This is a genomic window from Exiguobacterium sp. Helios (assembly GCF_014524545.1).
Lineage (GTDB): Bacteria > Bacillota > Bacilli > Exiguobacteriales > Exiguobacteriaceae > Exiguobacterium_A.
In genome coordinates this window covers 898,763-922,754 of the sequence record NZ_CP053557.1, presented here as the reverse complement: position 1 = coordinate 922,754, position 23,992 = coordinate 898,763, and the positions used below count along the sequence as shown (strand labels likewise).

The following is a 23,992-nucleotide window of genomic DNA, read 5'->3' as shown; positions in this document are numbered from 1 at the left end:
AGTGAAAACTTATATTCCGTCCGCTTCTTCCTGCTTAACCTGTTCGATCACTTCCGAAACGAGTGCATACGGAAATCCTTTTCGAACCAATGCTTGTTGTGTTTTTTGAACCCGGGCGAACGGTTCCAAGTTCCGATACTTCGGATAATATTTTCGTGCCTGGTACAAAGCGGCAGATTCTTCTGTGTCCGCTTCCACCTCTTCGAACACTTGTTGAATCCCGAGCTTCGAGACCTCCGATGAAAATCCGCGTTGCATCAGGGTTTGTTGCAGTTTCTGCTTTAGTTCCCGAACCGATCGGCGGGCCAGTTCTTTTTGTTTTTGCCGAAGAAACTTCAACACCTTTTCCAGCTCTTCTTCTTCCGTGAATGCTGTCAATGCCTGATCAATATACGTCTTTTGAATCTTCAGCATTTCTAAATCCCGGCGGATTTTACCCGGTCCTTGCGGTGTCGTCGCTTTTTTTGTCGCGGTATACGCTTCCGCAAATTGTTGATCGTTCAAATATTTTTGGTCGGTCAATCGTTTGATGGCATGCTTGACGGCATGTTCCGGCGTCTCTTTTTCGATCAAATACGATTCCACTTCGCTCGTCGCCCGCATCCGATATGACAGATGATTGAGTGATAAGCGGTACGCTTTTTGTTGTTCTTCCGCCGTCAGCACTTCCTTGACGAAATCATCGTCCAGCTCTTTATCTCGTTGCAGATTGTATTTGATTAGGATATCGGCATCAACGGCAAACGCATATTCTTCCTTCCCTTCACGCTCGATGTAGATATTAAAGCGTTCCGTATTTTTCTTTTGGGTTGAAATCCGTGTGATTTTCAAGTCGGTTCCTCCTTTTTCATCTTCTCCTGCAACGATAACATGTTGAATGAGGTTTGAGTGAAATGGACAAACGGGAACATATGTACAAGTATTCATATAGATTGAACGAAAGGATGACTCTAGTTATGAAAATAGCGATTACAGGCGGAACCGGAATGATTGGACAGGCATTAACAAAACGATTACTTAACGAAGGCCACCAGATTGTCATTTTAACCCGTTCACCGAAGGAAACAGAAGGTGCTGTCTCTTACGTTGAATGGCTGACGGATACAGCAACACCCGAACATCACTTAAACGATGTAAATGCCTTCATCCATTTAGCAGGTGCTTCCATCAATGAAGGGCGCTGGACAGAAGAACGTAAACGCGTCATCCTGGAGAGCCGGATTGACTCGACGAAAGAACTCGTCCGGATTATTCAGGCCCTCGATTCAAAACCGGATGTCGTCCTATCGGCTTCTGCCGTCGGAATTTACGGTCAGGACCGCCATCAGACGTTTACGGAAGAAACGACTATCCCCCCGACTGCCGACTTCCTCAGCCATGTCTGCGTCGCATGGGAAAATCTCGCTCAACCGATTGCCGACAGCGGTGTGCGTCTCGTTCATCCGCGAATTGGTGTCGTCCTCAGTACAGAAGGCGGTGCTTATCCATTGATGCGCCTGCCGTATACATTATTCGGCGGCGGCACGATGGGCGACGGGAAACAATGGGTTTCCTGGGTCCATATCGACGATCTTGTCGAACTGTTCCTGTTCGCACTGACGACACCGTCTGTCAACGGTCCGCTCAACATTACAGCCCCTCATCCGGAAACGATGCGCCGGTTTGGTCAAACGATTGGAAAAGTGTTGCACCGTCCGCACTGGTTACCGGCTCCACGCTTTGCCCTCGAGCTCGCTCTAGGAGAAAAAAGTGTTATCGTACTCGAGGGTGCCCGTGTCATTCCAAAAAAAGCTCTCGAAAACGGCTACAAGTTTCGGTATGCTGAATTAAAGGATGCACTTCAGAATCTCGAGCACACAAACTAATACAGGGGTTGAACAATGTTGGATGTTTTAATACGTAATGCACATATTTTTCCGATTACGTCAGATAATTTTTATGGCGATATCCGAATCAAAGATGGAAAGATTCATGAAATCAATGAATTGTTGGATGCCAAAGAGAACGAACGTGTCATCGAAGCAGAAGGCCGCTTCCTGCTTCCCGGTTTCATCGATGCCCACACCCATCTCGGTTTGTACGATGAAGGAACCGGTACAGTCGGAAACGATGCCAATGAAACCATTTTCGCGATGACGCCCCACTTGCGGGCAATCGACGGCGTGTATCCACTCGACGAAGGATTCAAAGAAGCGATCGAACATGGTGTCACGACGGTACAAGTCATGCCGGGCAGCATGAATATCATCGGTGGTGTCACAAGTGTCATCAAGACACATGGCCGCTTCATCGATGATATGATTTTACGGAAGTATGCCGGATTAAAAATTGCGCTCGGTGAAAATCCAAAACGTGTCCATAGTGCCGGTCGTGCCGGTGAATTGACGCGCATGGGAATCATGGGTATGTTGCGGGAAGCGTTTCTTGAAGTGAAGATGCAACGGACCGCAGATACATTTGCGCACCGGATGATTGAACGGGTCCTCAAAAAAGAAATGCCGCTCCGTGTCCACGCCCATCGAGCCGATGATATTTTATCAGCGATTCGTTTTGCAGAAGAGTTTGAGCTCGATGTCCGAATCGAACATTGTACAGAAGGTCATCTCGTTGCCAAAGAACTGCAACAATTACCGATTGAACATGTCACGGTTGGTCCGACCTTTACACGAAAGTCAAAAATCGAACTCAAAAACAAAACATGGGAAACGTATCGTGTTCTGCATGAACATGGTCTTGAAGTATCAATCACGACGGATCATCCGTACACACCGGTTCAATATTTAAATTTATGTGCCGGTCTTGCCGCCCGTGAAGGACTGCCGGTTGATATCGCGCTTCGTGCCATCACGATTAATCCGGCCCGTTCGATTGGCGTTGCGGATCGTGTCGGTTCCATTGAAGTTGGAAAAGATGCCGATCTTGTTCTTTGGAGTCACTTCCCGCTCGATTATCTGGCGAAGCCTTTGATGACCATGATTGACGGAAAAGTTATTTTTGAACATACCCATCTGACATCGATGTCTTAAGAAAAAAGCCTACGATTTTAACGGAAATCCGTTGAAAATCATAGGCTTTTTTTGTTATGAAAGTAAGGCTTTTTCGTTTGCAAGAAATGTCTTATTTTCGTATGTTTTTTCACAAAAATTATTTGCTTGCTTTTTTAAAAAAAGAAGGTAATATTATCTTATCCGACAACTGAAGAAGGCATACCATGCGCGGTTCAAACGAGTCAGACAGGTAGCTTTCGACAATCATTCTAGCGGTCTTAAGAAGGAGGAATGGAAGTATGCTCAAGCAACGGGAGCTGAGCGACTGCGCTGATTTGTTCGAACTGATGCAGCATCAAGACGTATATCCGTACGTCCGCCAAAAAACACGGTACTTTGATGAATTTCTGTTTACTACAAAGCAGGCAATCGAAGAGGAAGAACGCGGTGAGCTTGTCTCACGCACAATCCTAGACGAATTTGACCAACCAATCGGTACAATCAGTTTACTCGATATCGAAGGACAGTATGGGTTTCTCGGTACATGGTTAGGTAAACCGTATCATGGGAAAGGTTATAACAATCTTGCAAAAGAAGCATTCTTTGCAGAACTATTTTTTGATCTCGAATTCGAAAGTGTTTTCATGAAAATCCGGAAGACTAACATCCGTTCACAAAAAGCAGCGGAAAAACTGCCTTATGCTTTTTGTGCCGATGAATTACGACCAGCGTTACTTGAACAGCTGAACACCGGGGAAACTCAATTCACGTTGTACGAAGTCTCGAAATCAAGTTTTCAAATGTATATCCATGGCCGCGAATTCGAAACGGTCTACGAACAACAACTCGAAGCATGAGAGGCACCTGCCTCTTGTGCTTTTTTGTTCGTACATTTGATGCGGATCGAAAGCTTCAAATGGTATGATAATAAGGAAAATTCACCTGTCGGGAGAAGCCGTCACCTCTTCCTATATGAAATGGAGTGATTACTGATGCCAGAACAATCCTTTAAAATACTTGTCGTAGATGACGAAGCACAAATGCGTGATCTGCTTGTCTCGAATCTTCAAAAAGAAAACTATCAGACGACAACCGCTTCAAACGGTCAAGAAGCGCTTGATCAAATGCAACGCGATACGTTTCATCTTGTCTTGCTGGATGTCATGATGCCGGAAATGGATGGTTTAACGGCCTGCATGCGCATTCGTGAATTCTCGAATGTCCCGATCATCATGTTGACGGCTCGTTCTGACGAACTCGACCGGATTCATGGTCTGAAAATCGGTGCTGATGACTATATCACGAAACCGTTCAGTCCCCGTGAACTGTTGGCCCGTATCGAAGCGACACTCCGTCGGTCGCATCGCTTTACGGTCGATCAGTCGGCGACATTGACGATTGGTAAACTGGAACTCGATACAGAAAGCCGCAGTGTCCATGTCAGCGGAAAACCAATCAGTTTAACACGCAAGGAATTCGATTTACTTCATTTGTTCGTCCAAAACAACGACAAAGTCTTTTCCCGTGAACAATTGCTTGATCAGATTTGGGGAGCAGACTACATCGGAAACTTGCGGACGGTCGATACTCACATCAAAACACTTCGCCTGAAACTCGGTGAAGCCGGCGGCTCGATTCAGACGGTCTGGGGCATCGGATATAAATTCGAGGAAGTATGATTAAGCGGTATACCATTCGTCGCCGGATTTGGATTACGATTTGGTTCACAAGCGTTTTTTCTGCCGTCTTATTCGTCTTATTAACCTTTTATCTGTATGACCGGTTTTACCTTCAAACGCAGGAAGACCTGTTGCTCAACCGGGGTGAAAAACTGATTAACATTTATGAATCAGAGGGATTGTCCGGTGCCTTTTACGATGGGATGACCTATACGAATGAACTGACCGAATCCAAGGTGTTTTTCATCGATTTTCTGAAGAAAAATCCGGCCGGTCTCCGGTTCCTGACGAATGCGGATATCGAACAGTTGCGCAATGGTGAAACCATCGTTTCAAGCCGGACCCATCCGATCGAAGGAACAGATATCTTAATGACCGGTTTCCCGATCATTGAGAACAACCGACTTGTCGGGACACTGATTCTGTATCTGGAACTCGGTCAAATCAGTGAACCGTTCCGCCCGCTTCGTCTGATGATCTTCTTTATGATTGGATTGATTGTGCTGAATCTTGTGATTTTCGGCCGTCAAATCATCGATACGATCATTCGTCCACTGATTGATATGAAACGGGCTTCCACCGTCTATGCTCAAGGGGACTTTGCTTACCGGATTCCGATCCAATCGGATGACGAAATCGGGGAACTGGCAGAAACCTTAAATAAGATGGCCGAATCTCTCGGTGAAGTGGATGAACAGCGGAAGGAATTTTTAGCGAACGTCAGTCATGAATTACGGACACCACTCTCCTATATCCGCGGTTATACGGAAATGATGCAAGACAAAGCATTGGATGAAAAAACGCGGGATCAATATTATCAGATCATCGAGCGGGAAACGGAACGGTTGCAACGCCTCGTCAATGACTTGCTTGATCTCGCCCAACTTGAACGAGACTCGTATCCGATGACGAAGCAACCGCTTGTTTTCAGCCAAGTCCTGGAAGATGTCGTTTACCGGATGGAACCGATTGCGAAAGCAAAAGGCGTGTCCATCGTCACCGATTTTGATCCAAGTCAAATCGTTCTCGGTGACAATGACCGTTTGGAACAAGTCATCGGAAACCTGTTGGACAATGCTTTACGCTACACCCCTGCTTCAAGACATATCTATCTGTCGACGAAAACAGAAGGTGATCATACCGTCTGTACAATCCGGGACGAAGGAGAAGGCATTCCGCCGGAACACTTGGAGCGCTTGACGAAGCGATTTTACCGGGTCGATAAATCACGAACACGAAAAGATGGCGGAACAGGTCTTGGACTTGCCATCACGAAACACATCATTGACCGGCACGACGGAACCATTTCATTCGAATCCGCTCTCGGTCAGGGAACAACCGTCCTGATCACGTTACCGTTGTTACCGGACGAGGACGACGGGTTCTCTTAATGTCACGGTTTTTGATTGGTTAATGGAATAGCATTGATTGCTCTACGCTTGAAAGGACGTTTTATTATCGAAGCAACACTCCTTGGTTGGTTGCAGCAAGCGGATATGTTTGCTGTACCAATCAGTCTTTTAGTCAGTATCGTCATCAGTCTGTTCGGCGTTGTGCCAAGTGCCTTCGTCACGGCAGCGAATTTACTTTATTTCGGTTTTTGGGATGGACTGCTTTTATCTTTTCTTGGCGAAGCTTTAGGTGCCGGTGTGGCCTTTTATGTCTATCGTCATGGTTTCCGGCGTGTTGAACCGCTGATTCAGTCCCCGTTCGTCTTGAAGTGGCTCGCCAGGTTAACGAAGCAAACCGGTTGGGATGCCTTTTGGACAATTCTTTTTTTACGGCTGTTGCCGTTTGCGCCATCCGGACTCGTCACATTTTTAAGTGCGACAAGCGGTGTCTCGGCACTTGTCTTTTTAACTGCCAGTACGATTGGAAAAGTTCCCGCATTGGTCCTCGAAGCTTTCGCCGTCAATGAATTGATCGAACGGGATTCGATGATCCCGTGGCTGATTGTTGGACTGTTTTTGGTGTTTTATCTGATTTATCTTTATAAAAAACGGTTGCATCCATCGAGGGATATCGATTGATGCAACCGTTTTCTTCGTATAGTGTAGAGAAGTAAACAAAGGAGGAACAAGCATGGAATTACGTTCATTTGGCAACACTGACATCCAAGTCTCCCCTCTCGGATTTGGTGCCGGTCATATCGGTTCCGATGATTTATCCGATCAGCAAGCAAGCTATATCCTCCATCAAGCGTTGGATGCAGGCATCCGTCTATTTGATACCGCCCGCGGTTACGGTTTATCCGAACAACGGCTCGGTGACTTTTTGAAGCAGCACCGCCATGATGTCGTCCTGTCGACGAAGGTCGGGTATGATGTCCCGCGTACGCAAGACTGGACATTCCAAGCTGTTGCCGGCGGGATTGATCAAGCCCTTTTGACGATGAAAACAGACTTTATCGATATCGTCCATTTGCATTCCTGCAGTAAAGAGATACTGGCTCAAGATGACGTCATCGAGGCGCTCGAGCGGGCGAAACAGGCCGGAAAAGTCCGACTGATTGCTTATTCAGGCGACCGGGAAGATCTCGACTATGCCATCACGACGGGACGATTCGACAGTTTTCAAACGTCCGTTAATCTGTATGATCAACGGGCATTGAATGATTCAATCCCGCTGATTCATCATCAACAAAAAGGTATCATCGCCAAACGTCCGATTGCCAATGCACCATGGCGGTTTGAGTCCCGGCCGGCCGGGCAATATGTCGAACCTTACTGGGAACGGGCACAGCAACTCGATTTCCCGCTTGAAGAAGCTTCTTGGCTTGAAACCGCACTCCGGTTTACCGTTTTTGAACCCGGTGTCACAAGTGCCATCATCGGAACAGCCAATCCGGAGCATCTGGTCCAAAATATCCGCTTGTTGGAAAAAGGACCTTTACCGGCAGAACGGGTCGCTGATCTCAAACGGTGTTTTCAAGAACAGGATGAAAATTGGTTACAACAAACTTAAAAAGTCGTGAGACGGAACAAAAAGGAAAACGGCTTCAGTCGCCGTTTTCCTTTTTTTCATATAGAATTCACTTCATATATCCGTTCGATCTGTTTAAAACTTTTTCTTTTTCTTTTTCTCTAGTACAACGATGGCTTCGACATGCGCCGTTTGCGGGAACATGTCGTACGGCTGGATGTAGCTGACTTTGTAGCCGGCTTTCATCAAATGATCGCAGTCACGTGCCAACGTTTGTGGATTACAGGAAACATAAATGATTTTTTTCGCTTTTGACGAAATCATTGCGTTCAACAGTTGCGTATCACATCCTGAACGAGGCGGATCGACGATGAAGACGTCTGGAATCCATCCTTCTTTCACCCAGCGCGGAATCCAAGTTTCTGCTTTCCCGACCACGTACTGTGCGTGGTTAAATCCGTATTGTTTCATGTGTGCCGTCGCATCTTCGACCGCTTCCTCGACGATTTCCATTCCACGGACTTCTTTTGCACCTTTTGCAATCCAAAGACCAATCGAGCCGACACCTGCATAAGCATCAACAACACGTTCTTCGCCCGTCAAGGCTGCTGCTTTAACGATTTCACCGTACATCCGTTCGGCTTGTTCCGGATTCAACTGGAAGAAGGCACGCGGTGACAATTGATACGTGAACTCACCCATCTGTTCCTCGATTCGTTCCACACCGCGCAAAATTTCCGTTTGTTCACCGAAGACACGTGACGTCAATTTATCATTAATGTTCAAGGCGACTGAAATCACACCCGGAATATCATAGATATCGCGTGACAAACCTTCAAGATCCTTAAAGCCGTCTTTGAACGCGACTAACACGACTTGAATTTCACCTGTCTTGATGCCTGTCCGAACGACGATGTTCCGGATGACACCGTCTTGTTTGGCCGAATTGTAGACCGGAACGTTGTAGTCATTCAAAATTTTCGTCACGGCTTTGTTGACGCGTAACGTCTCTTTGTTTTGAACGATACACTCGTCGATTGCAACGAGACGGTTCGAGTTCGCTGAGTACAATCCACTGACGATTTGTGTTCCTTCTTTTCCGACCGCAAACTGTGATTTATTCCGGTATTCCCATTCCGTCGTCCCGATTGTCGGACGAATATCCGATTTCTCGACATTCAGCTTCGTCGATTTCGTAAAGGCATTTCGGACCATGTCTTCTTTATAACGGAGTTGCCCTTCGTAGCTCATATGTTGGAGCTGACATCCGCCGCACTGGCTGTAGATCGGGCATAACGGTGTCACACGGTCCGGTGAACGGACATCACGTTTCAAGATTTTTGCATTCGCAAAGTTATTATGGATTTCTGTAATCTCGATTTGAGCCGTTTCCCCGACAAGCAGACCTGGAATGAAGACGATTTGTCGTTCGAGTGTCGCGATTCCTTCTCCGTTGATTCCCATGCGTAAGCAGGTTACGGAACGAATTTCGCCTACCTGTAGTTTAATTTTAGTTGTCATCTGATTCATCCTTTCCATGATCCAAATCAAAAAGCGGTCATTTCGAACCGCTCTCTGATTCCTCATGTTCCTTCATATCTTTTGCATAACGAAGCACCTTGGCTTTCAACTGATCCAAGGAGACGGCTAAACGTTCCAAATCCTCAATATCTGATGTTTCATCCAATGAATCGATCGTATGGCATAAAAGCTGCATTCTTGATTTTAGCACATTCATCTGCCCAAGTTTATCAGTTCTTGCTTTTCCCATTATTCTGACTTCCTTTCTTGTTCTTTATTCCTGTATACATTTAGCATACGATACGTAGTGAAGCTTTAAAAAGGAGGAAAATGTATCATGTCATTAAAATCACCCATCACCATCAAAAATGATCCGTGGGAAGCGTACCGTGATATCGAACAGTACGGACAAGCCCGACTGACGAACATCGAAGTCACGACGACGACCCTTTGTAACATGCGCTGTGAACATTGTGCCGTCGGCTATATGTTGTCGAACAGTGAAACACCTACCATCCCGGTCGAACTGCTCATCAAACGACTGGACGAGATTGAACATCTGCGTGCCTTCTCGATTACAGGCGGAGAACCGATGCTGTCGATGAAATCGGTCCGGGAATACGTCGTGCCCTTACTTAAGTATGCCCACGAACGGGGAGCTAAAACCCAAATCAATTCAAATTTAACACTTCCCCTTTCGCGGTACGAGCTGATCATCCCGTATCTTGACGTCTTACATATTTCACATAACTGGGGAACTGCGGACGACTTTATTGATGGCGGCTTCGCCATGATGGAACGGAAACCCTCTCGTGAAGCACGGACGAAGCTGTTTGAACAGATGAAGGAAAACGCCCGGATTCTGAACGCACGTGGCGTCCTCGTTTCAGCAGAAACGATGATTAACAAGCGAACACTGCCACATCTAGAAGCCATCCACCAGGAAATCGTTGAGATGGGATGTGTCCGCCATGAAGTTCATCCAATGTACCCGGCAGATTTCGCCTCGATGATTGAAGCCGCCAGTCTGGATGAAATCCGTGACGGCATCCATCGTCTTCTTGATGTCCGGGATCCAAATGTCTGGATGTTATTCGGTACCCTGCCATTTTATGCCTGCTCGATGAAAGAAGAAGATTTAGAGCTCCACCGTCGTTTACGTCAGGAACCAAATGTTTCCGTCCGTAATGACCCTGACGGCCGATCACGCCTGAACGTCAATATCTTTGACGGTGAAATCATCGTGACGGATTTCGGGGATGAACTTGCCTCACTCGGGACGATTCAGGACACTTCCTTCAACGATGCGTATGCGATGTGGCAAAAAACTGAGCTCAATCAAAGTTTGTCCTGTCACTGTCCCGCCGTTCAATGTCTCGGTCCAAATGCACTCGTCAAAAATGCCTATTATCCGGAAGTCGATTTCCTACAGCAATCCAGCCGCCTCTGACCAGGTTTGAGTCTCTTTCAAAACGGGAAAAGTCTGTCACAAAGTTGACACACTTTCCTTGTTCGAAGGGGGTTTCAAAAATGGAATGGCTCGTCGGGATTGTCGCGATTATCGGAATGTTCAGTATGGTACTTGGAATCATGATGATTGGCATTCGAGCGTCTCACAGTATCGAACACGATGAAGTGTTCGACCAAACGGATTGGGACGAACATCTTTTGCATATGCCACGTCCAACACGGTTCGAACCAACTGAACAAAAAGAACAATAAGCATAACATGTCCCGGATGTACAGACGTACATCCGGGACATGTTATGCTTATATAAAAAAGGAAAGGCAGTTGTTTGATTTGTCGCGTCGCTTTGCTTTGATTCTTTCGATTGTATTTATTTCAGGTTTCACCCAAGGATTACTCATCCCGCTGCTTTCCATTTTGCTCGAACGTCAAGGAACACCCGCTTACATAAATGGACTGAGTGCTGCTGTACTATATATTGGTGTCATCGTCGCAGCACCCTTGATGGAAAAACCGTTGCGGCGCCATGGGTATGTTCCTGTCATCTCGTTCGGTCTTGCTTTAGTGGCTGTTGCCGTCTTTGCTTTCCCGCTCATCCCAAGCGTTCTCGCTTGGATGGTACTGCGATTCGTCGTCGGCTTCGGGGATCAGACTCTCCATTACGGTTCTCAAGTTTGGATTACCTCCATTACACCGAACCATAAGCTTGGTCGGACGATGTCTCTGTACGGCATGGCATTTGGACTCGGTTTTGCCCTTGGACCACTTGCCGCACCACTCGTCGACTGGATCAGTTGGCTGCCGTTCGTCTTGACCGGAACACTGACTGTCCTCGTCCTGATTGCCTTAAGACGAGTACCGAACGAGAAGCCGTCTGATGTCATGCCGGAAGAGCTTCAGTCTGCGGCTTCCCGTTATCGTCTTGTCTTGACGAGTGCTTGGTTTACATTGTTGCCCGGCTTCACATACGGCTTTTTAGAAGCGACATTGAACGCCAGCTTTCCTGTATTTGCAACACGAAACGGCTATGAGCTATCCCAGACGAGTACGTTGATCACAACTTTTGTCGTCAGTTCCTTATTGATGCAATTACCGCTTGGACGTCTCGCCGATCATTTCGGAAAACGGCGGACGCTGATCACTGTCCTCAGCATCGGATCTTTCGCATTTTTGACAGCCTGTTTTTTATTCCAAAGCTACGGTGCATTGTTCCTGATTTTTGCAATCAGCGGCATGGCTCTAGGTTCGACGTATTCTTTAGGCGTCGCTTATATGACCGAACAGCTGCCAAATCATCTGCTGCCGACCGGGAACCTGCTTGCCGGGATTTCGTTTAGCCTCGGTTCGATTCTAGGTCCGATTTCCGGTAGTTTATTCGTCATGTTGCCCCCAGGATTCTATTTCATTTTATTCGTACTGGTTCTCGCGACACTCGCTTATCTTCTTTTTCGTTCAAAGCCTGTATCCCGGTTGCTGTAAATAAGCAAAGACGGTCGTCCCATATGGAACGACCGTCTTTTTATTTTACGATTCCTTCTTGCCGAAAACTGTGCCAGAGCTTATCGTCGATTGCGTACGGCTGTTCTTTTGCACGTTTCAATTCTTCCGTTTCCAATAAGACGACGACCTCTCGACCGTTGATTGACCAAACGGAGTCGTATCCTCTTTCCGCCTCAACGATTTCCACCGCGACATCCCCATGCGTCTCTTTTAGTTGTTGACTGACACTGGTGACGACAAAGCGAGCAAACTCATCCCGCGGACGACGGTTGGCAATGATCTTTCGAACGATCTCATTCCGTTCCACTTCTCTCATCTCCTTTCGTTTTTTGGTTGCACTAGCCTTTATGGCAAGGCCGAATCGGTGGTTTTATGACCGTACAGAAAAAGCCGAACGAGTCGGCTCAGCAACAAACGATTAAAAATAACAGATTGATTGAGACTATTTTTGCATGATTCAGAATCTTCGTCAACTCCGCTTTTGAAACCAAATCGGAAGGTAGGTCGATACAAGAATGCCTGCAACGACAAACAACAGACCGATAAAAGCTTGCGGTGGAATGGATTCCCCGAGAATGAGCGCAGATAACGTCACGCCGTAAATCGGGACAAAAAACATGAACAGTGACACGCGGCTGACCGGATTATATTTCATCAAAAGATTCCATAACGTGAATCCAGTCGCTGACAAAAATGCTAAATAAACAAGCATCCAGACCGTCGTACTCGTGAAGCTAAACGGGAACCAGTCCCCATTCAAGACGGCTCCGACGATGAATAAACCAATTGATCCGATGACCATGGCCCAACCCGTCATCGGTGCGACCGGGTAACTTGCCGAATATTCCTTAGCGATTAAATTTCCGAATGCGCCGGAAATCATGGCGAGAATCAGTAAGACTTCACCACTCCCAAACGATACACCGGCTGACCCTTGCGGCCAGTTGGCTAAAATCACGCCCGTAAATCCTAAAAACAAGGCCAGTCCTTTGAATCGATTCAACCGGTCATCTTCATACCGGAAATGGGCGAGCAACATTTGAAAGAAAGAAGTCGATCCGGCAATGATCGATCCTTGAACCCCGGTCGATAAGGAAAGCCCGATATAAAAGAACACATATTGAAGAAACGTCAAAAAGAAGCCAAGCCGGCTGTACGCGAGTGTCCGCTTTTTTAATGTAATCGGTTGCTTAAAAATCAGGACGCTGACAATAAGCAATAAGACGCCGGCGATAAAAAAGCGGTAACTGGCAAACAACAGTTGTTCTCCGTATTCCGTTGAAGTAATGGCAAGCAGCGTATAACTTTTTTTGATGAAGGGAAACGCACTTCCCCAAAGGAAGGTCGTCACTAAAGCGAGCACAACCATACCAAATCGATCGGTCAATATTTTTTTCATTTTTGCTAATTCCTTTCCTGTTCCTTTTGACATAGACATGGTATAGTAGTTTTACAGATAATAATTATTATAATCTAGCGACAATGAAACTCATTATCATTCACGAGAAAACGTTGGTAATCAACATTCTCATTGTTTTAACATAATGATTTCTTTTCTCATTTAGACTTGAAAGGAGCTTTTCCATATGACTACCTCTACTACTACTGATGTCCATCAGCGTTCCGCTCTCCGTCATGCTTGGGAGGAACATCACGAATTGATTTTAGCACTCTTTAGCGGAATATTGATTTTAATTGCCTGTACGCTCGAAAAGATCAACATTCCAGCCACTGGCTATGTCACGCTTTATCTCTCCGCTTACTTAATCGGAGGCTATGCGAAAGCAAAAGAAGGATTAACGGAAACCTATCATGACAAAACCTTGAATGTAGAATTATTGATGATTTTGGCTGCTATCGGTGCAGCAGCTATCGGATACTGGATGGAAGGTGCCATCTTGATTTTTATCTTCGCTTTATCCGGTGCTCTTGAAACCTACACTATGAATAAAAACGAACGGGCACTGCAAAGTTTAATGTCCTTACAGCCGGAAGAAGCCACGCGATTAAATGCCGATGGTAAGCTTGAAGTCGTTGGTCTTGAGCAATTGGTCGTCGGAGAACTCGTCTACGTCCGCCCGGGGGAACGTATCCCTGTCGACGGAACCATCATCCGTGGTCAAGCTGCGATTGAAGAAGCATCGATTACCGGTGAATCAATTCCGGTTGAAAAACAAGTAGGCGATACCGTTTACAATTCAACGGTCAACATGAACGGTGTGTTGACGATCGAGATGACAAAAGCCGCAGACGAGTCCCTGTTCCAAAAAATCATTCACATGGTTCAAAACGCTCAAAGCGAACAATCACCATCCGCACAATTCATCGAACGGTTCGAAAGCCGTTACGTCAAAATCGTCTTACTCGTCGTCGCCTTGATGATGGTTGTCCCCCATTACTTAATTGGTTGGACATTTGAAACGAGTATCTATCGGGCCATGATTTTACTCGTCGTCGCTTCTCCTTGTGCTTTGGTCGCTTCGATCACACCGGCTGCTTTAGCAGCAATCGCCGCTTCTGCTAGAAACGGTGTCTTATTTAAAGGTGGGGCACATATCGAGACACTTGGACAAGTCGATACGATCGTCTTTGATAAAACCGGGACATTAACGACTGGGAAACCTATCGTCACGGAAAGCCATTATGCTGACGAAATTGATGCATTCGCCGTCAAACAAGCGGTCGCATCCATTGAAGCACAATCGAATCATCCGCTGGCACAAGCGATTGTTACACACTTAAAAACGGATATCATCGAACCATCCGCTTTCAAGGATGTGACAGGCTACGGAATCGAAGCTACAGTTTCCGGTCAAACGTACCGGATTGGAAAATATGCGTTCCACGAAGGATTGACCGATCCTTTCCTATCGATGGAGCAAACGTTAAAAGAACAAGGAAATACAATCGTCTATGTCAGTAACGGACAGTCAATTATTGCGCTCTATGCATTACGGGATACGATTCGTCCTGAAGCCAAGACAGCTATCGCGTCGTTAAATGCACTTGGGATCACGACGATCATGTTGACAGGAGACAACCCTGTGACTGCTGCTGCGATTTCGAAGGAAGCGGGCCTGACAGATTACGTTGCCGAATGTCTTCCTGAAGACAAAGTACGTTATATCAAGCAGTACCAGACTGAAGGAAAAACAGTCGCTATGGTCGGGGACGGAATTAATGATGCTCCCGCTCTTGCACTTGCACATGTCGGTATCGCAATGGGTGAAGGAACAGATGCTGCTCTTGAAACAGCCGATGTCGTCTTGATGAAAAATGATTTAGGACGCCTGGCTTATGCCGTCAACAAAGCGCGTAAGATGAATCGTGTCGTCAAACAAAACATCACACTCGCAATCGGTGTCATTCTTCTGCTAATCATTTCGAATTTGTCACAGTTCCTCATCATGCCGTTCGCAGTTGTCGGTCATGAAGGTTCGACCATTCTTGTCATTTTGAACGGATTACGCCTCCTTCAAAAAGATATGCCTCTCCCGGCAACTCCTGCAACTTTTTCAAAACAAGCAGCAGCGTAATCCAATCAAAAAGCATCTACCGTCGATTACCGACAGTAGATGCTTTTTTGGTGTGACGTTCAAAGAATAGATGGAGCTTGAAATCAACCAAATGTATTGGTTGGAATCGAGTCCAGATCCGCTTGCTCTTTTAATCGTTTTTCTTCCATCTTTTTCGGATCTGCTTTTTTCATGAAACGTTCCCACGACGCATTCAGTTCAGAGCCGAGTAAAATGATCAACCCTGTAAAATACAACCATAACAACACGATGACGACACTTCCGAGCGAACCGTACGTTTGATTGTAATTTGAGAAATTCGATACATAAAATCCGAACCCAACCGATAACAACTGCCATACGATGACACCGAAAACAGCCCCGGGAATCGCTTCTTTAAAGGAAATCGGACGTTTCGGAGCGACACGGTAGAAGATCGACAAAATCAAAATCAGCAAAATAGTCGAAATGGCATATCGCAAGACCGTCAACAGGATTTTTTGCCCCATATCAATCGGTAGGACAAAGTTGGCTAAGTAACTGATGATCGGCCCACCTAATACGTTCAAGACAATCAACAAGAGCATTCCGATTCCGAGCACAACGGTCAGAATCAATGCGATTCCACGTGCTGCGACGAATCCACGGGGTGAAAAATCACCATAGGCATGATTGGCTGTCGTAATCAGACGATCGACGCCTTTGGAAGCCGACCAGATCGCTAAAATCGCCCCGATTGACAAGAGACCGCCTTGCGGTTCCTTGATTGCTTGGAAAATGACATCCGTAAACGTATTGACCGATCCACCCGGCGCTAAATCACGAATTTGTGATTCAAGCGTCTGTTGATCAATATCAAAGAATGATAATACTGAAATAACAAAAATAATGCCTGGAAAAATCGATAAGAACCAATAATAAGCTAACGTTCCTGCGTAATCCGTAATGTTGTGATCGGACATGCGTTGCTTTAGATTAAGGGCTAACCCTTTAGGATCACGTGTATGCGCCATCATCATCTCCCCTTCATAAAAAAGAGGCAGTCCAGGACTACCTCATTGTCTTACTATACTTTTTCCCTGTTTATTTCAACTAAAACCTCAATTATCTATAAGCTCGATATCATAAAAACGTTCCGTCATCTTCGTCAATTTTTGTACAAGCGATGTCGGACGAACCGGTAAATGAATCAGCTCTTCACGTTTGATCCAGAGCGGTGTATATCCGGACGACAGATCCTCGAATTCTTCTCCCGTCCCTGTTCCAAATATACCACCCGTCATTTTTGCCCAGTAATACGGATTGTCCAATCCGTTAAATCGAACATTCGCGGCAACTCCCTCAAGTTCCACGTCCACTCCAAGCTCTTCATGCGCTTCCCGGATGGCGGTTTCTTCTAATGTTGCGCCTGCTTCTCGTCCGCCGCCCGGAAACACATAGTAGGTCTCACCCGGCTTATCCCGACGAATCAAGGCAACTTCATCTGCTTCATTGATTAGAATAATGGCACTTCTTTGAATCGGCATTGATTTTCACTCCTCCTCATCATCTGAGGACTCAACGAATGGTCTCAAGCATTTCTGGAATCAATCCATTTTCCGTGGATGCAATGACTTGTGCGGCAACCTTCATTCCAAGTTTAAGTGCATCTTCTGCCCGCTTGGATTCCGTCAATTCGGAAAGCACGGCAGAAAAGAATGAATCTCCAGCACCTGTTGAGTCAACTACTTTCACTTTTTTCGTCCCAACATGACCAGAAGTCGCTGTCCGGCGGTCCACATAGACAGCACCTAACTCACTCATTGTGACAACCGTGAAGGGTGCTCCTTTTTTCGCCAGTTCGTTCGCTACATGAATGGCGTCTTCTACCGTTACAATCGATAGGTCCGATAAAATCTCAGCTTCTTCACGGCTACAGATGAAGCCCGTAAATCCTTGTAAGAGGTGGCGATTACGCTCAATCACACTCAAATGTCCACAGACGCCGTAAAGCGGTAACTCCATTTTGCGACAGATATGAATCAACCGTTCGAGAACTGTCACCGATAAATCCAAATCGATCGCAACTGCATCCACTCCGTCAAGCGCATAGACGGATTGACGAAGAATGGCTTCTTCCAGGAGTTTAGCGTCCGGTTGTTTAGAAATCGACGTCTGTAAATCTCCTTCATTGTCCATGACTGCAAGCCACATCCCCATTCCATGATCTTCGAGCATCTCTACATGATCGACGTTGGCCCCGTAAGATTTTAACTCTTCGAGTACCCCGACACCGATTTGATCGTTCGTAACCGTCGAGATAAAACGAACATCATTTCCGAGAACAGCGAGATTTTGTGCTACGTTCCGTCCTGTACCACCATTCGAGAAGGTGATATCCCCGACGTTTTTCGCATCCTTATGCAAGGGTGCAAACGAAGTTCCTTTTATGTCGACGAATACTTTTCCGATTACCGCAATTTTATTCATTCCTGTTCCACCTCTAAAAAAATTTCATGAACCCGAAGGATTTATACGCGTTCTAGGCACATTGCCTCCATTATAGTAAAATTTCAAAACTGTTACAACCAATCAGACCCTTCATGATCCCAACAAAAAAATCCCGACGATGACAGTTTTGTCTGTCGATCGTTCGGGATTCCATTCAAAAAAGCGTTATTGTTTCCATCAGAGATTGGCGATGGTCAAACTGATCGCAAGCAATAATCCAAAGATTGTATTGACCTTCCCCGTCTGCGCCATACCCGGCATTAATTCCTGCGGCGGCAGGTCACGCCAGAACAGTTTCACGGCTTTAATCATCAGTGGAATGCTTAAAAGAGCAAGCAGTGCCCACCATGTGACGTTAAAGGCCAGTACGGCAATCAACAGCGACAGGACGGCAGCAGCAAAAAAGGCGATCAGCACATAGACTGCTTTTTGGTGACCGACTAAGCAGGCAATCGTCTTTCGTCCATTGACTTTGTCATTGTCGAGATCACGGATATTGTTCGCGAGTAGAATCGATCCAATTAAAATGGATACCGGAATCGAAATTGCGACTGCTTCTGTCGGAACATAACCGATTTGCAGATAAGCTGAGATCGCGATGATGACATACCCCATGAAAAAACCGGCGACGATTTCTCCGAACGGTGTATAAGCGATCGGTAATGGTCCTCCTGTGTAGATGTAACCAACGAACATCGAAACGATTCCAATCAAAAGCAACCACCATGTTGTTTCAAGGCACAAATAGATACCAAGCAGGGCCGAGATGCCGTATAACGAGAAGGCAAATGCTAAAATCGTTCCCGGCTTAAAACCGTCGCGGACAATCGATCCTCCGATCCCCACCGATTCTTCCGTATCGAGTCCCCGCTTGTAATCATAATATTCATTAAATAAGTTCGTCGCAATCTGAATCAGCATCGATGCGATCAACATGGCAAAAAACAGATCCATCCGTAACGATTCGATCCGTGGTGCCACGATAGCCGTTCCTACGACGACCGGCACAAAACTTGCCGTCAACGTATGCGGTCGTGTCATTCGCCAATATACAGCGATTGATTTATTCATATAATAAACCCCTTTCCTGTCTAAGTGTATCGGGTTTCGTTTTTTACTGTCAATGCTCAATCCCAGATAGCTTATTCCTTCTTTTTTTCAGATAAAAAGTTTACACTGAGAATAAGTGAAACGTATCACAGTATCTTTAGACTAGGGGGCAATGAGCGGTATGGCTTACGCTCAACATGAGCTTAAACAATGTATTGAACGTGCTGTTGGTCATGCAAATGCATATCAACGGTCTATTATCGCCGCGTATTCGTGGAATGTCGAGACGCAGGATGTCAGCGCACTGTCATTCGGAACAGAAGAACGCTTTTATTTTACGACACCTGATCGGTCCATGCGTGCCATTGGTTTTGGCATTACGCAACAACTAAAGACGGCAGGACACGATCGTTTCTTACGGATGCAGTCCATGTGGTCAAATTTGAATCGGGATCATGTCGGCACCGATTTATTTGCCTTTTGCGGCTTTTCTTTTTCTGAACTCAAGCATACTGAATATCGTTGGTCTTCTTTTGGAGAAGCGTCGATGACCATTCCCAAGTATCTTTACTTGGAACAGGATGGACGAACGACGGTAACGGTTTTTGCGTTCGTTGAACCGCAATCTAACGCAGAAAAGATTCTCAACCAGTTGGCAGTAGAATATGCAGAATTGCATACACCGAAGTCCACTCCATTCGTGACACGGATTCGTCTGACGCGTGACGGAAATGATGCTTTTGAAGCCTCGTTTCATCAAGCGGCACAACTCTTAAAAACGTCACTTAAAAAAATCGTCTTAGCCCGTGAGGTCGTCTATGAGCTCGATCAGCCAATTGATTTGGCAGGACTCGTCGAAGAACTCGAGTCTTCGCAGCCGGGCAGTTATATCTTCTTCTTTCAACCGACGACAGATGAAGCTTTCCTTGGTGCGACGCCGGAACGATTGATTTTAAAATCCGGTCTTGAGCTCAAAACAGCCGCCGTTGCCGGATCCGCTCCTCGACACGCGATTGAGACGACAGATGCCGCACTGGGACAGTCATTGTTACAGGATGATAAAAACCGTGTCGAACACGCGATTGTCGTCGACTCGATTGAAAATACACTTCAAGGACTCTCGACAGCGATCACCAAACCGGATGAACCGATGTTGCTGAAGAATCGCCATATCCAGCATCTCTATACGCCGATCAATGCAACACTTTCACCTGAAGTCAGTCTGTTTCAGCTGATCGAGAAGCTTCACCCTACACCTGCACTGGGTGGAGAACCCAAGGAGGCGGCCGTCGCTGCGATCCGCGAAATCGAAACGTTCGAACGTGGCTGGTACGGTTCTCCCGTCGGTTGGATGGACGGACAGGAAAATGGTGAATTCATCGTCGCCATCCGCTCCGGTCTGTTTACCGACCGCTCGGCTGTTCTTTATGCGGGTTGCGGGATTGTCGAAGGATCTGTTCTCCAAAGTGAACTGGAAGAAACCGATACAAAACTATCACCGATGTTACAGGCCCTGTCGCATCTTTGTACGATAGAAAAGGATGATATTTATGTTGACTAAATGGATGCATGCATTAATCGATAATTTAGTGAAAGGCGGAGTCCGGGATTTTGTCATCAGTCCCGGATCTCGTTCGACCCCCCTTGCCATCGCTGCTTTTCTTCACCCTTTTAGCCGTACCCACGTCCTCGTTGACGAACGGTCGGCTAGTTTTTTTGCCCTTGGTTTAACACGTGCGGAAGATACATTGCGTCCGGTCGCTTTGATTTGTACGAGCGGAACGGCAGCCACGAATTATTATTCTGCCGTGACGGAAGCAAACATCTTCGAGTTGCCGTTAATCGTATTGACGGCGGATCGCCCCCATGAATTACGTGGAGTCGGTGCCCCCCAAGCGATTGATCAAGTCGGTCTATACGGGAAGCAGGTACGGCATGCCTTTGACCTGCCGCTGCCGGAAGATACTGCTCTTCCGTACGTACAGCACGTAGCGGAACGCGCCGTTCTTCTCGCCCTGGCAGAGCCTGCTGGTCCGGTCCATATCAATATTCCACTTCGGGAACCATTGATTCCAGAACTGGATTTACTGCAAACGGGTCAGCCGGTCGGACAACCGCATCAACCGGCAGTAGAAAAACATACACAAAAATGGATTGAAATTTTATCAATTCCGCGTCTTTTGATTGTCATCGGACCTCAACTTTCTCTTGCGGATACACAAATCATCCTTGACTATGCCGACCGTGCGCGGATTCCGGTTTTAGCCGATCCATTGAGTCAAGGCCGCCGTTCTTCTAACGATACGGTTTTCAGCTATTACGATACCTGGTTAAAAGAAACAGCGATTCACGATGATATCCGACCGGATCATATTTTACGATTCGGTGCGATGCCGACATCAAAACCATATCTTCTTTGGTCAAAAGGTATTCCAACGACAGTTGTCGGGCATCCCGGAAATTGGCGTGATCCCCAGTTGCAGGCCCACTTTTTAAGTGGTCATCCGAGCCAAATGAAGACTGTCCCCGTCATAACGCATGATGTATCTTATCTCAAGACCCTTCAACGGGCAGAGCACATCGTCCAGACTGTCTTTTCTTCTTTGGATGCAGACCAGCTGACGGAATACAACGTCGTCCGGGCATTAAATGATTTAACGGAAGGCAGTCTATTTGTTTCGAACAGTATGCCGATCCGCGACCTCGATACGTTTTTACCGACGCGTACGCCGCTGCGTATCCTCGCCAATCGAGGAGCCAATGGCATTGACGGGATTCTTTCAAGTGCCCTCGGCGCAACATATGAAGCCGACAATCGTTACCTCCTGGTCGGTGATCTTGCGTTCTTACATGACATCAACGGATTGATGATGGCACGATCTGTCCCGATCACGATACTTTTAGTGAATAACACCGGCGGCGGTATCTTTAGTTTTCTACCGCAACAAAATCTTGATCCTGCTTTGTTTGAACCCCTTTTTGGAACGGCACAAGACGTTGATTTCAGCCACTTGGCTGCCGGCTACGGGGTAGAATATGAACGGATTTCATCGATTACGCAGCTCAAGTCGACGTTGCAGCAACAAGCGACTGCGACACGTGTCTTGGAAATCGTCACCGATCGTCCGGAAAACGTTCGTCTCCACCGCTTGATTTGGGAACAGACGAATCAGGCATTGCAGGACGCATTCCGATGAAACTGCGGCATCAGGAATACCATGTCGAGATGACAGGAAGCGGTCCGCCTTTGTTGCTATTACACGGTTTTACCGGGAGCAGTGCCACATGGGATCTGCTCGAAAGCCGGTTGCAATCAGACTATACCGTCTATCGGATTGATTTGCTCGGACATGGTCGGACAGCTGCTGCTCCTTACCAACGGATGCGCCTGACGGAACAGGTAAAGGATTTGCAGACCTTACTTGCGACCCGTGACGAAGACTGGTCGGTGTTAGGCTATTCCATGGGCGGTCGAATCGCCCTTCTGCTTGCTGCGACATCGAAACAGGTGAAACAGACGATTGCCATCAGTACGACACCAGGCATCCGCTCGGCACATGAACGACGGTTACGTCGTCAAGCCGATCGCCGTCTCGCCGATCGTTTATTGACGGATGGTCTGACAGCTTTCATCGATTACTGGGAGTCGCTCCGGCTTTTTGCAAGTCAACGTCATTTACCGGTTGAAATACGGGAGTCGATCCGCCGTGGACGACTGGCACAATCACCGGAAGGACTGGCCGCTTCTTTGATCGCTCAAGGAACAGGCAATATGGCTCCGGTCTGGCACTTACTCGACCCTTCTTCAATTGACTGGATTGTCGGGACCGAGGACAGTAAATTTAAAAAAATTGCTATCGAAGCTGCTTTACCCGAAAAAATTCATTTAATTGACGGTGCATCACACGCCCCACATATCGACCAACCGGAAAAGTTTGTTACAATAGTAGAGAAACTACTCTTAATTAATTAAATGGGGGAATTGAAATGAGATACGTTCCAGAATGGGCATCTGCCCGTAGCTACGAAGACATCAAGTATGAAAAATGGAATGGGATCGCTAAAATTACGATCAACCGTCCCGAAGTCCGCAACGCTTTTCGTCCGAAGACCGTCCACGAACTGATTGACGCTTTTTCACGTGCACGTGACGATCAAAACGTCGGTGTCATCGTCTTGACTGGTGAAGGCAATCTTGCTTTCTGCTCAGGCGGCGACCAAAAAGTCCGCGGGCATGGTGGATATGTCGGTGAGGATGAAATTCCACGCTTGAACGTTCTTGATTTACAACGCCTGATCCGTGTTATTCCGAAACCGGTCATCGCAATGGTTGCAGGATATGCAATTGGTGGCGGACATGTTCTTCACCTTGTCTGTGACTTAACGATTGCAGCTGACAATGCGAAATTCGGTCAAACGGGTCCTAAAGTCGGATCATTCGATGCTGGATATGGTTCTGGTTACCTCGCTCGCGTCGTTGGTCATAAAAAAGCACGTGAAATCTGGTACCTCTGCCGTCAATACGATGCCCAACAAGCACTTGACATGGGCCTCGTCAATACGGTCGTTCCACTGGCTGATCTGGAGCAAGAAACAATCCAATGGTGTTCTGAAATCCTTCAGCACTCACCAACAGCACTTCGTTTCTTAAAAGCTGCATTTAATGCCGATTCAGACGGTCTTGCAGGTATCCAACAACTTGCGGGTGATGCAACATTACTGTATTACACGACAGACGAAGCAAAAGAAGGACGCGATGCGTTTAAAGAAAAACGTGATCCTGACTTTGGACAGTTTCCACGATTCCCATAATACAAAAAAGGTTCAATGTCGAAAGACGTTTGAACCTTTTTCTTATCA

24 protein-coding genes are annotated in these 23,992 nt (G+C 46.7%); 15 read left to right on the top strand and 9 right to left on the bottom strand.

What is annotated here, in order from left to right:
* Positions 1-9: 9 nt before the first annotated feature.
* The gene (locus HNY42_RS04745; RefSeq protein ID WP_131504180.1) at positions 10-831 is read right to left on the bottom strand and encodes a RecX family transcriptional regulator; all 822 of its coding nucleotides are present in this window, start codon (positions 829-831) and stop codon (positions 10-12) included.
* 125 nt (positions 832-956) lie between these two features.
* Here HNY42_RS04745 and HNY42_RS04740 point away from each other — a divergent pair, with 125 nt between their 5' ends.
* The 7 genes from HNY42_RS04740 to HNY42_RS04710 all read left to right on the top strand — a co-directional run bounded on the left by HNY42_RS04740 (position 957) and on the right by HNY42_RS04710 (position 7,630).
* On the top strand, positions 957-1,865 hold the full coding sequence (locus HNY42_RS04740) for a TIGR01777 family oxidoreductase (protein WP_188005191.1): 909 nt from the start codon (positions 957-959) through the stop codon (positions 1,863-1,865).
* A 15-nt stretch (positions 1,866-1,880) separates the two neighbouring features.
* Complete coding sequence (locus tag HNY42_RS04735) at positions 1,881-3,026, top strand: amidohydrolase (RefSeq protein WP_188005190.1); 1,146 nt, start codon at positions 1,881-1,883, stop codon at positions 3,024-3,026.
* A 260-nt stretch (positions 3,027-3,286) separates the two neighbouring features.
* Complete coding sequence (locus tag HNY42_RS04730; RefSeq protein ID WP_114596802.1) at positions 3,287-3,844, top strand: GNAT family N-acetyltransferase; 558 nt, start codon at positions 3,287-3,289, stop codon at positions 3,842-3,844.
* Positions 3,845-3,979: 135 nt separating this feature from the next.
* Complete coding sequence (locus HNY42_RS04725; protein WP_114596803.1) at positions 3,980-4,666, top strand: response regulator transcription factor; 687 nt, start codon at positions 3,980-3,982, stop codon at positions 4,664-4,666.
* Positions 4,663-6,057 carry a sensor histidine kinase gene (locus HNY42_RS04720; RefSeq protein WP_131504183.1) on the top strand — a complete coding sequence of 465 codons (1,395 nt, stop codon included), beginning with the start codon at positions 4,663-4,665 and terminating at the stop codon, positions 6,055-6,057. Before HNY42_RS04725 ends, HNY42_RS04720 begins: the two co-directional genes overlap by 4 nt.
* A gap of 48 nt (positions 6,058-6,105) precedes the next feature.
* The gene (locus HNY42_RS04715) at positions 6,106-6,696 is read left to right on the top strand and encodes a TVP38/TMEM64 family protein (protein ID WP_131504184.1); all 591 of its coding nucleotides are present in this window, start codon (positions 6,106-6,108) and stop codon (positions 6,694-6,696) included.
* Between the two features lie 52 nt (positions 6,697-6,748).
* On the top strand, positions 6,749-7,630 hold the full coding sequence (locus HNY42_RS04710; RefSeq protein WP_131504185.1) for an aldo/keto reductase: 882 nt from the start codon (positions 6,749-6,751) through the stop codon (positions 7,628-7,630).
* Positions 7,631-7,723: 93 nt separating this feature from the next.
* On the opposite strand, the gene rlmD is transcribed toward HNY42_RS04710, so the two are convergent.
* The gene (gene rlmD, locus HNY42_RS04705) at positions 7,724-9,109 is read right to left on the bottom strand and encodes a 23S rRNA (uracil(1939)-C(5))-methyltransferase RlmD (protein WP_131504186.1); all 1,386 of its coding nucleotides are present in this window, start codon (positions 9,107-9,109) and stop codon (positions 7,724-7,726) included.
* A 37-nt stretch (positions 9,110-9,146) separates the two neighbouring features.
* The gene (locus HNY42_RS04700; RefSeq protein WP_012369544.1) at positions 9,147-9,359 is read right to left on the bottom strand and encodes an SE1561 family protein; all 213 of its coding nucleotides are present in this window, start codon (positions 9,357-9,359) and stop codon (positions 9,147-9,149) included.
* Positions 9,360-9,446: 87 nt separating this feature from the next.
* Between HNY42_RS04700 and yfkAB the strand changes: the two genes are divergently transcribed.
* The 3 genes from yfkAB (at position 9,447) to HNY42_RS04685 (ending at position 12,056) form a co-directional block, all read left to right on the top strand.
* Positions 9,447-10,559 carry a radical SAM/CxCxxxxC motif protein YfkAB gene (gene yfkAB, locus HNY42_RS04695; RefSeq protein WP_131504187.1) on the top strand — a complete coding sequence of 371 codons (1,113 nt, stop codon included), beginning with the start codon at positions 9,447-9,449 and terminating at the stop codon, positions 10,557-10,559.
* 80 nt (positions 10,560-10,639) lie between these two features.
* Positions 10,640-10,831: a hypothetical protein gene (locus HNY42_RS04690; protein WP_114596808.1), complete on the top strand. Its 192-nt coding sequence runs from the start codon at positions 10,640-10,642 to the stop codon at positions 10,829-10,831.
* Entirely contained in the window at positions 10,740-12,056 is a 1,317-nt protein-coding gene (locus tag HNY42_RS04685; RefSeq protein WP_370528990.1) for an MFS transporter, read from the top strand. Before HNY42_RS04690 ends, HNY42_RS04685 begins: the two co-directional genes overlap by 92 nt.
* Before the next feature lie 40 nt (positions 12,057-12,096).
* On the opposite strand, the gene HNY42_RS04680 is transcribed toward HNY42_RS04685, so the two are convergent.
* The gene (locus HNY42_RS04680; RefSeq protein ID WP_255508422.1) at positions 12,097-12,393 is read right to left on the bottom strand and encodes a hypothetical protein; all 297 of its coding nucleotides are present in this window, start codon (positions 12,391-12,393) and stop codon (positions 12,097-12,099) included.
* A 153-nt stretch (positions 12,394-12,546) separates the two neighbouring features.
* Entirely contained in the window at positions 12,547-13,476 is a 930-nt protein-coding gene (locus tag HNY42_RS04675; RefSeq protein ID WP_131504190.1) for a DMT family transporter, read from the bottom strand.
* Positions 13,477-13,663: 187 nt separating this feature from the next.
* On the opposite strand from HNY42_RS04675, the gene HNY42_RS04670 reads away from it, so the two are divergent.
* Positions 13,664-15,613: a heavy metal translocating P-type ATPase gene (locus HNY42_RS04670; protein ID WP_188005189.1), complete on the top strand. Its 1,950-nt coding sequence runs from the start codon at positions 13,664-13,666 to the stop codon at positions 15,611-15,613.
* Positions 15,614-15,696: 83 nt separating this feature from the next.
* Here HNY42_RS04670 and HNY42_RS04665 read toward each other — a convergent pair whose 3' ends face one another.
* From HNY42_RS04665 to HNY42_RS04650, 4 genes are all read right to left on the bottom strand, one after another.
* A complete protein-coding gene (locus tag HNY42_RS04665) occupies positions 15,697-16,605 on the bottom strand; it encodes a YihY/virulence factor BrkB family protein (protein ID WP_131504192.1) in 909 nt (302 codons plus the stop codon).
* An 87-nt stretch (positions 16,606-16,692) separates the two neighbouring features.
* Complete coding sequence (locus HNY42_RS04660; protein WP_131504193.1) at positions 16,693-17,118, bottom strand: NUDIX hydrolase; 426 nt, start codon at positions 17,116-17,118, stop codon at positions 16,693-16,695.
* A gap of 31 nt (positions 17,119-17,149) precedes the next feature.
* Complete coding sequence (locus HNY42_RS04655) at positions 17,150-18,061, bottom strand: guanosine-inosine kinase (protein ID WP_114596815.1); 912 nt, start codon at positions 18,059-18,061, stop codon at positions 17,150-17,152.
* Between the two features lie 198 nt (positions 18,062-18,259).
* Positions 18,260-19,153, bottom strand: coding sequence for a 1,4-dihydroxy-2-naphthoate polyprenyltransferase (locus tag HNY42_RS04650; RefSeq protein WP_114596816.1), 894 nt, complete (start codon positions 19,151-19,153; stop codon positions 18,260-18,262).
* Between the two features lie 160 nt (positions 19,154-19,313).
* On the opposite strand from HNY42_RS04650, the gene HNY42_RS04645 reads away from it, so the two are divergent.
* From HNY42_RS04645 to menB, 4 genes are read left to right on the top strand one after another with little or no spacing between them, the layout of a single operon-like run.
* The gene (locus HNY42_RS04645) at positions 19,314-20,693 is read left to right on the top strand and encodes an isochorismate synthase (protein WP_131504194.1); all 1,380 of its coding nucleotides are present in this window, start codon (positions 19,314-19,316) and stop codon (positions 20,691-20,693) included.
* The gene (menD, locus tag HNY42_RS04640) at positions 20,683-22,329 is read left to right on the top strand and encodes a 2-succinyl-5-enolpyruvyl-6-hydroxy-3-cyclohexene-1-carboxylic-acid synthase (protein ID WP_188005188.1); all 1,647 of its coding nucleotides are present in this window, start codon (positions 20,683-20,685) and stop codon (positions 22,327-22,329) included. Before HNY42_RS04645 ends, menD begins: the two co-directional genes overlap by 11 nt.
* Entirely contained in the window at positions 22,326-23,105 is a 780-nt protein-coding gene (menH, locus tag HNY42_RS04635; protein ID WP_188005187.1) for a 2-succinyl-6-hydroxy-2,4-cyclohexadiene-1-carboxylate synthase, read from the top strand. The genes menD and menH overlap by 4 nt, the downstream gene beginning before the upstream one ends.
* A 14-nt stretch (positions 23,106-23,119) precedes the next feature.
* A complete protein-coding gene (gene menB / locus HNY42_RS04630) occupies positions 23,120-23,944 on the top strand; it encodes a 1,4-dihydroxy-2-naphthoyl-CoA synthase (RefSeq protein WP_188005186.1) in 825 nt (274 codons plus the stop codon).
* Positions 23,945-23,992: the final 48 nt, after the last annotated feature.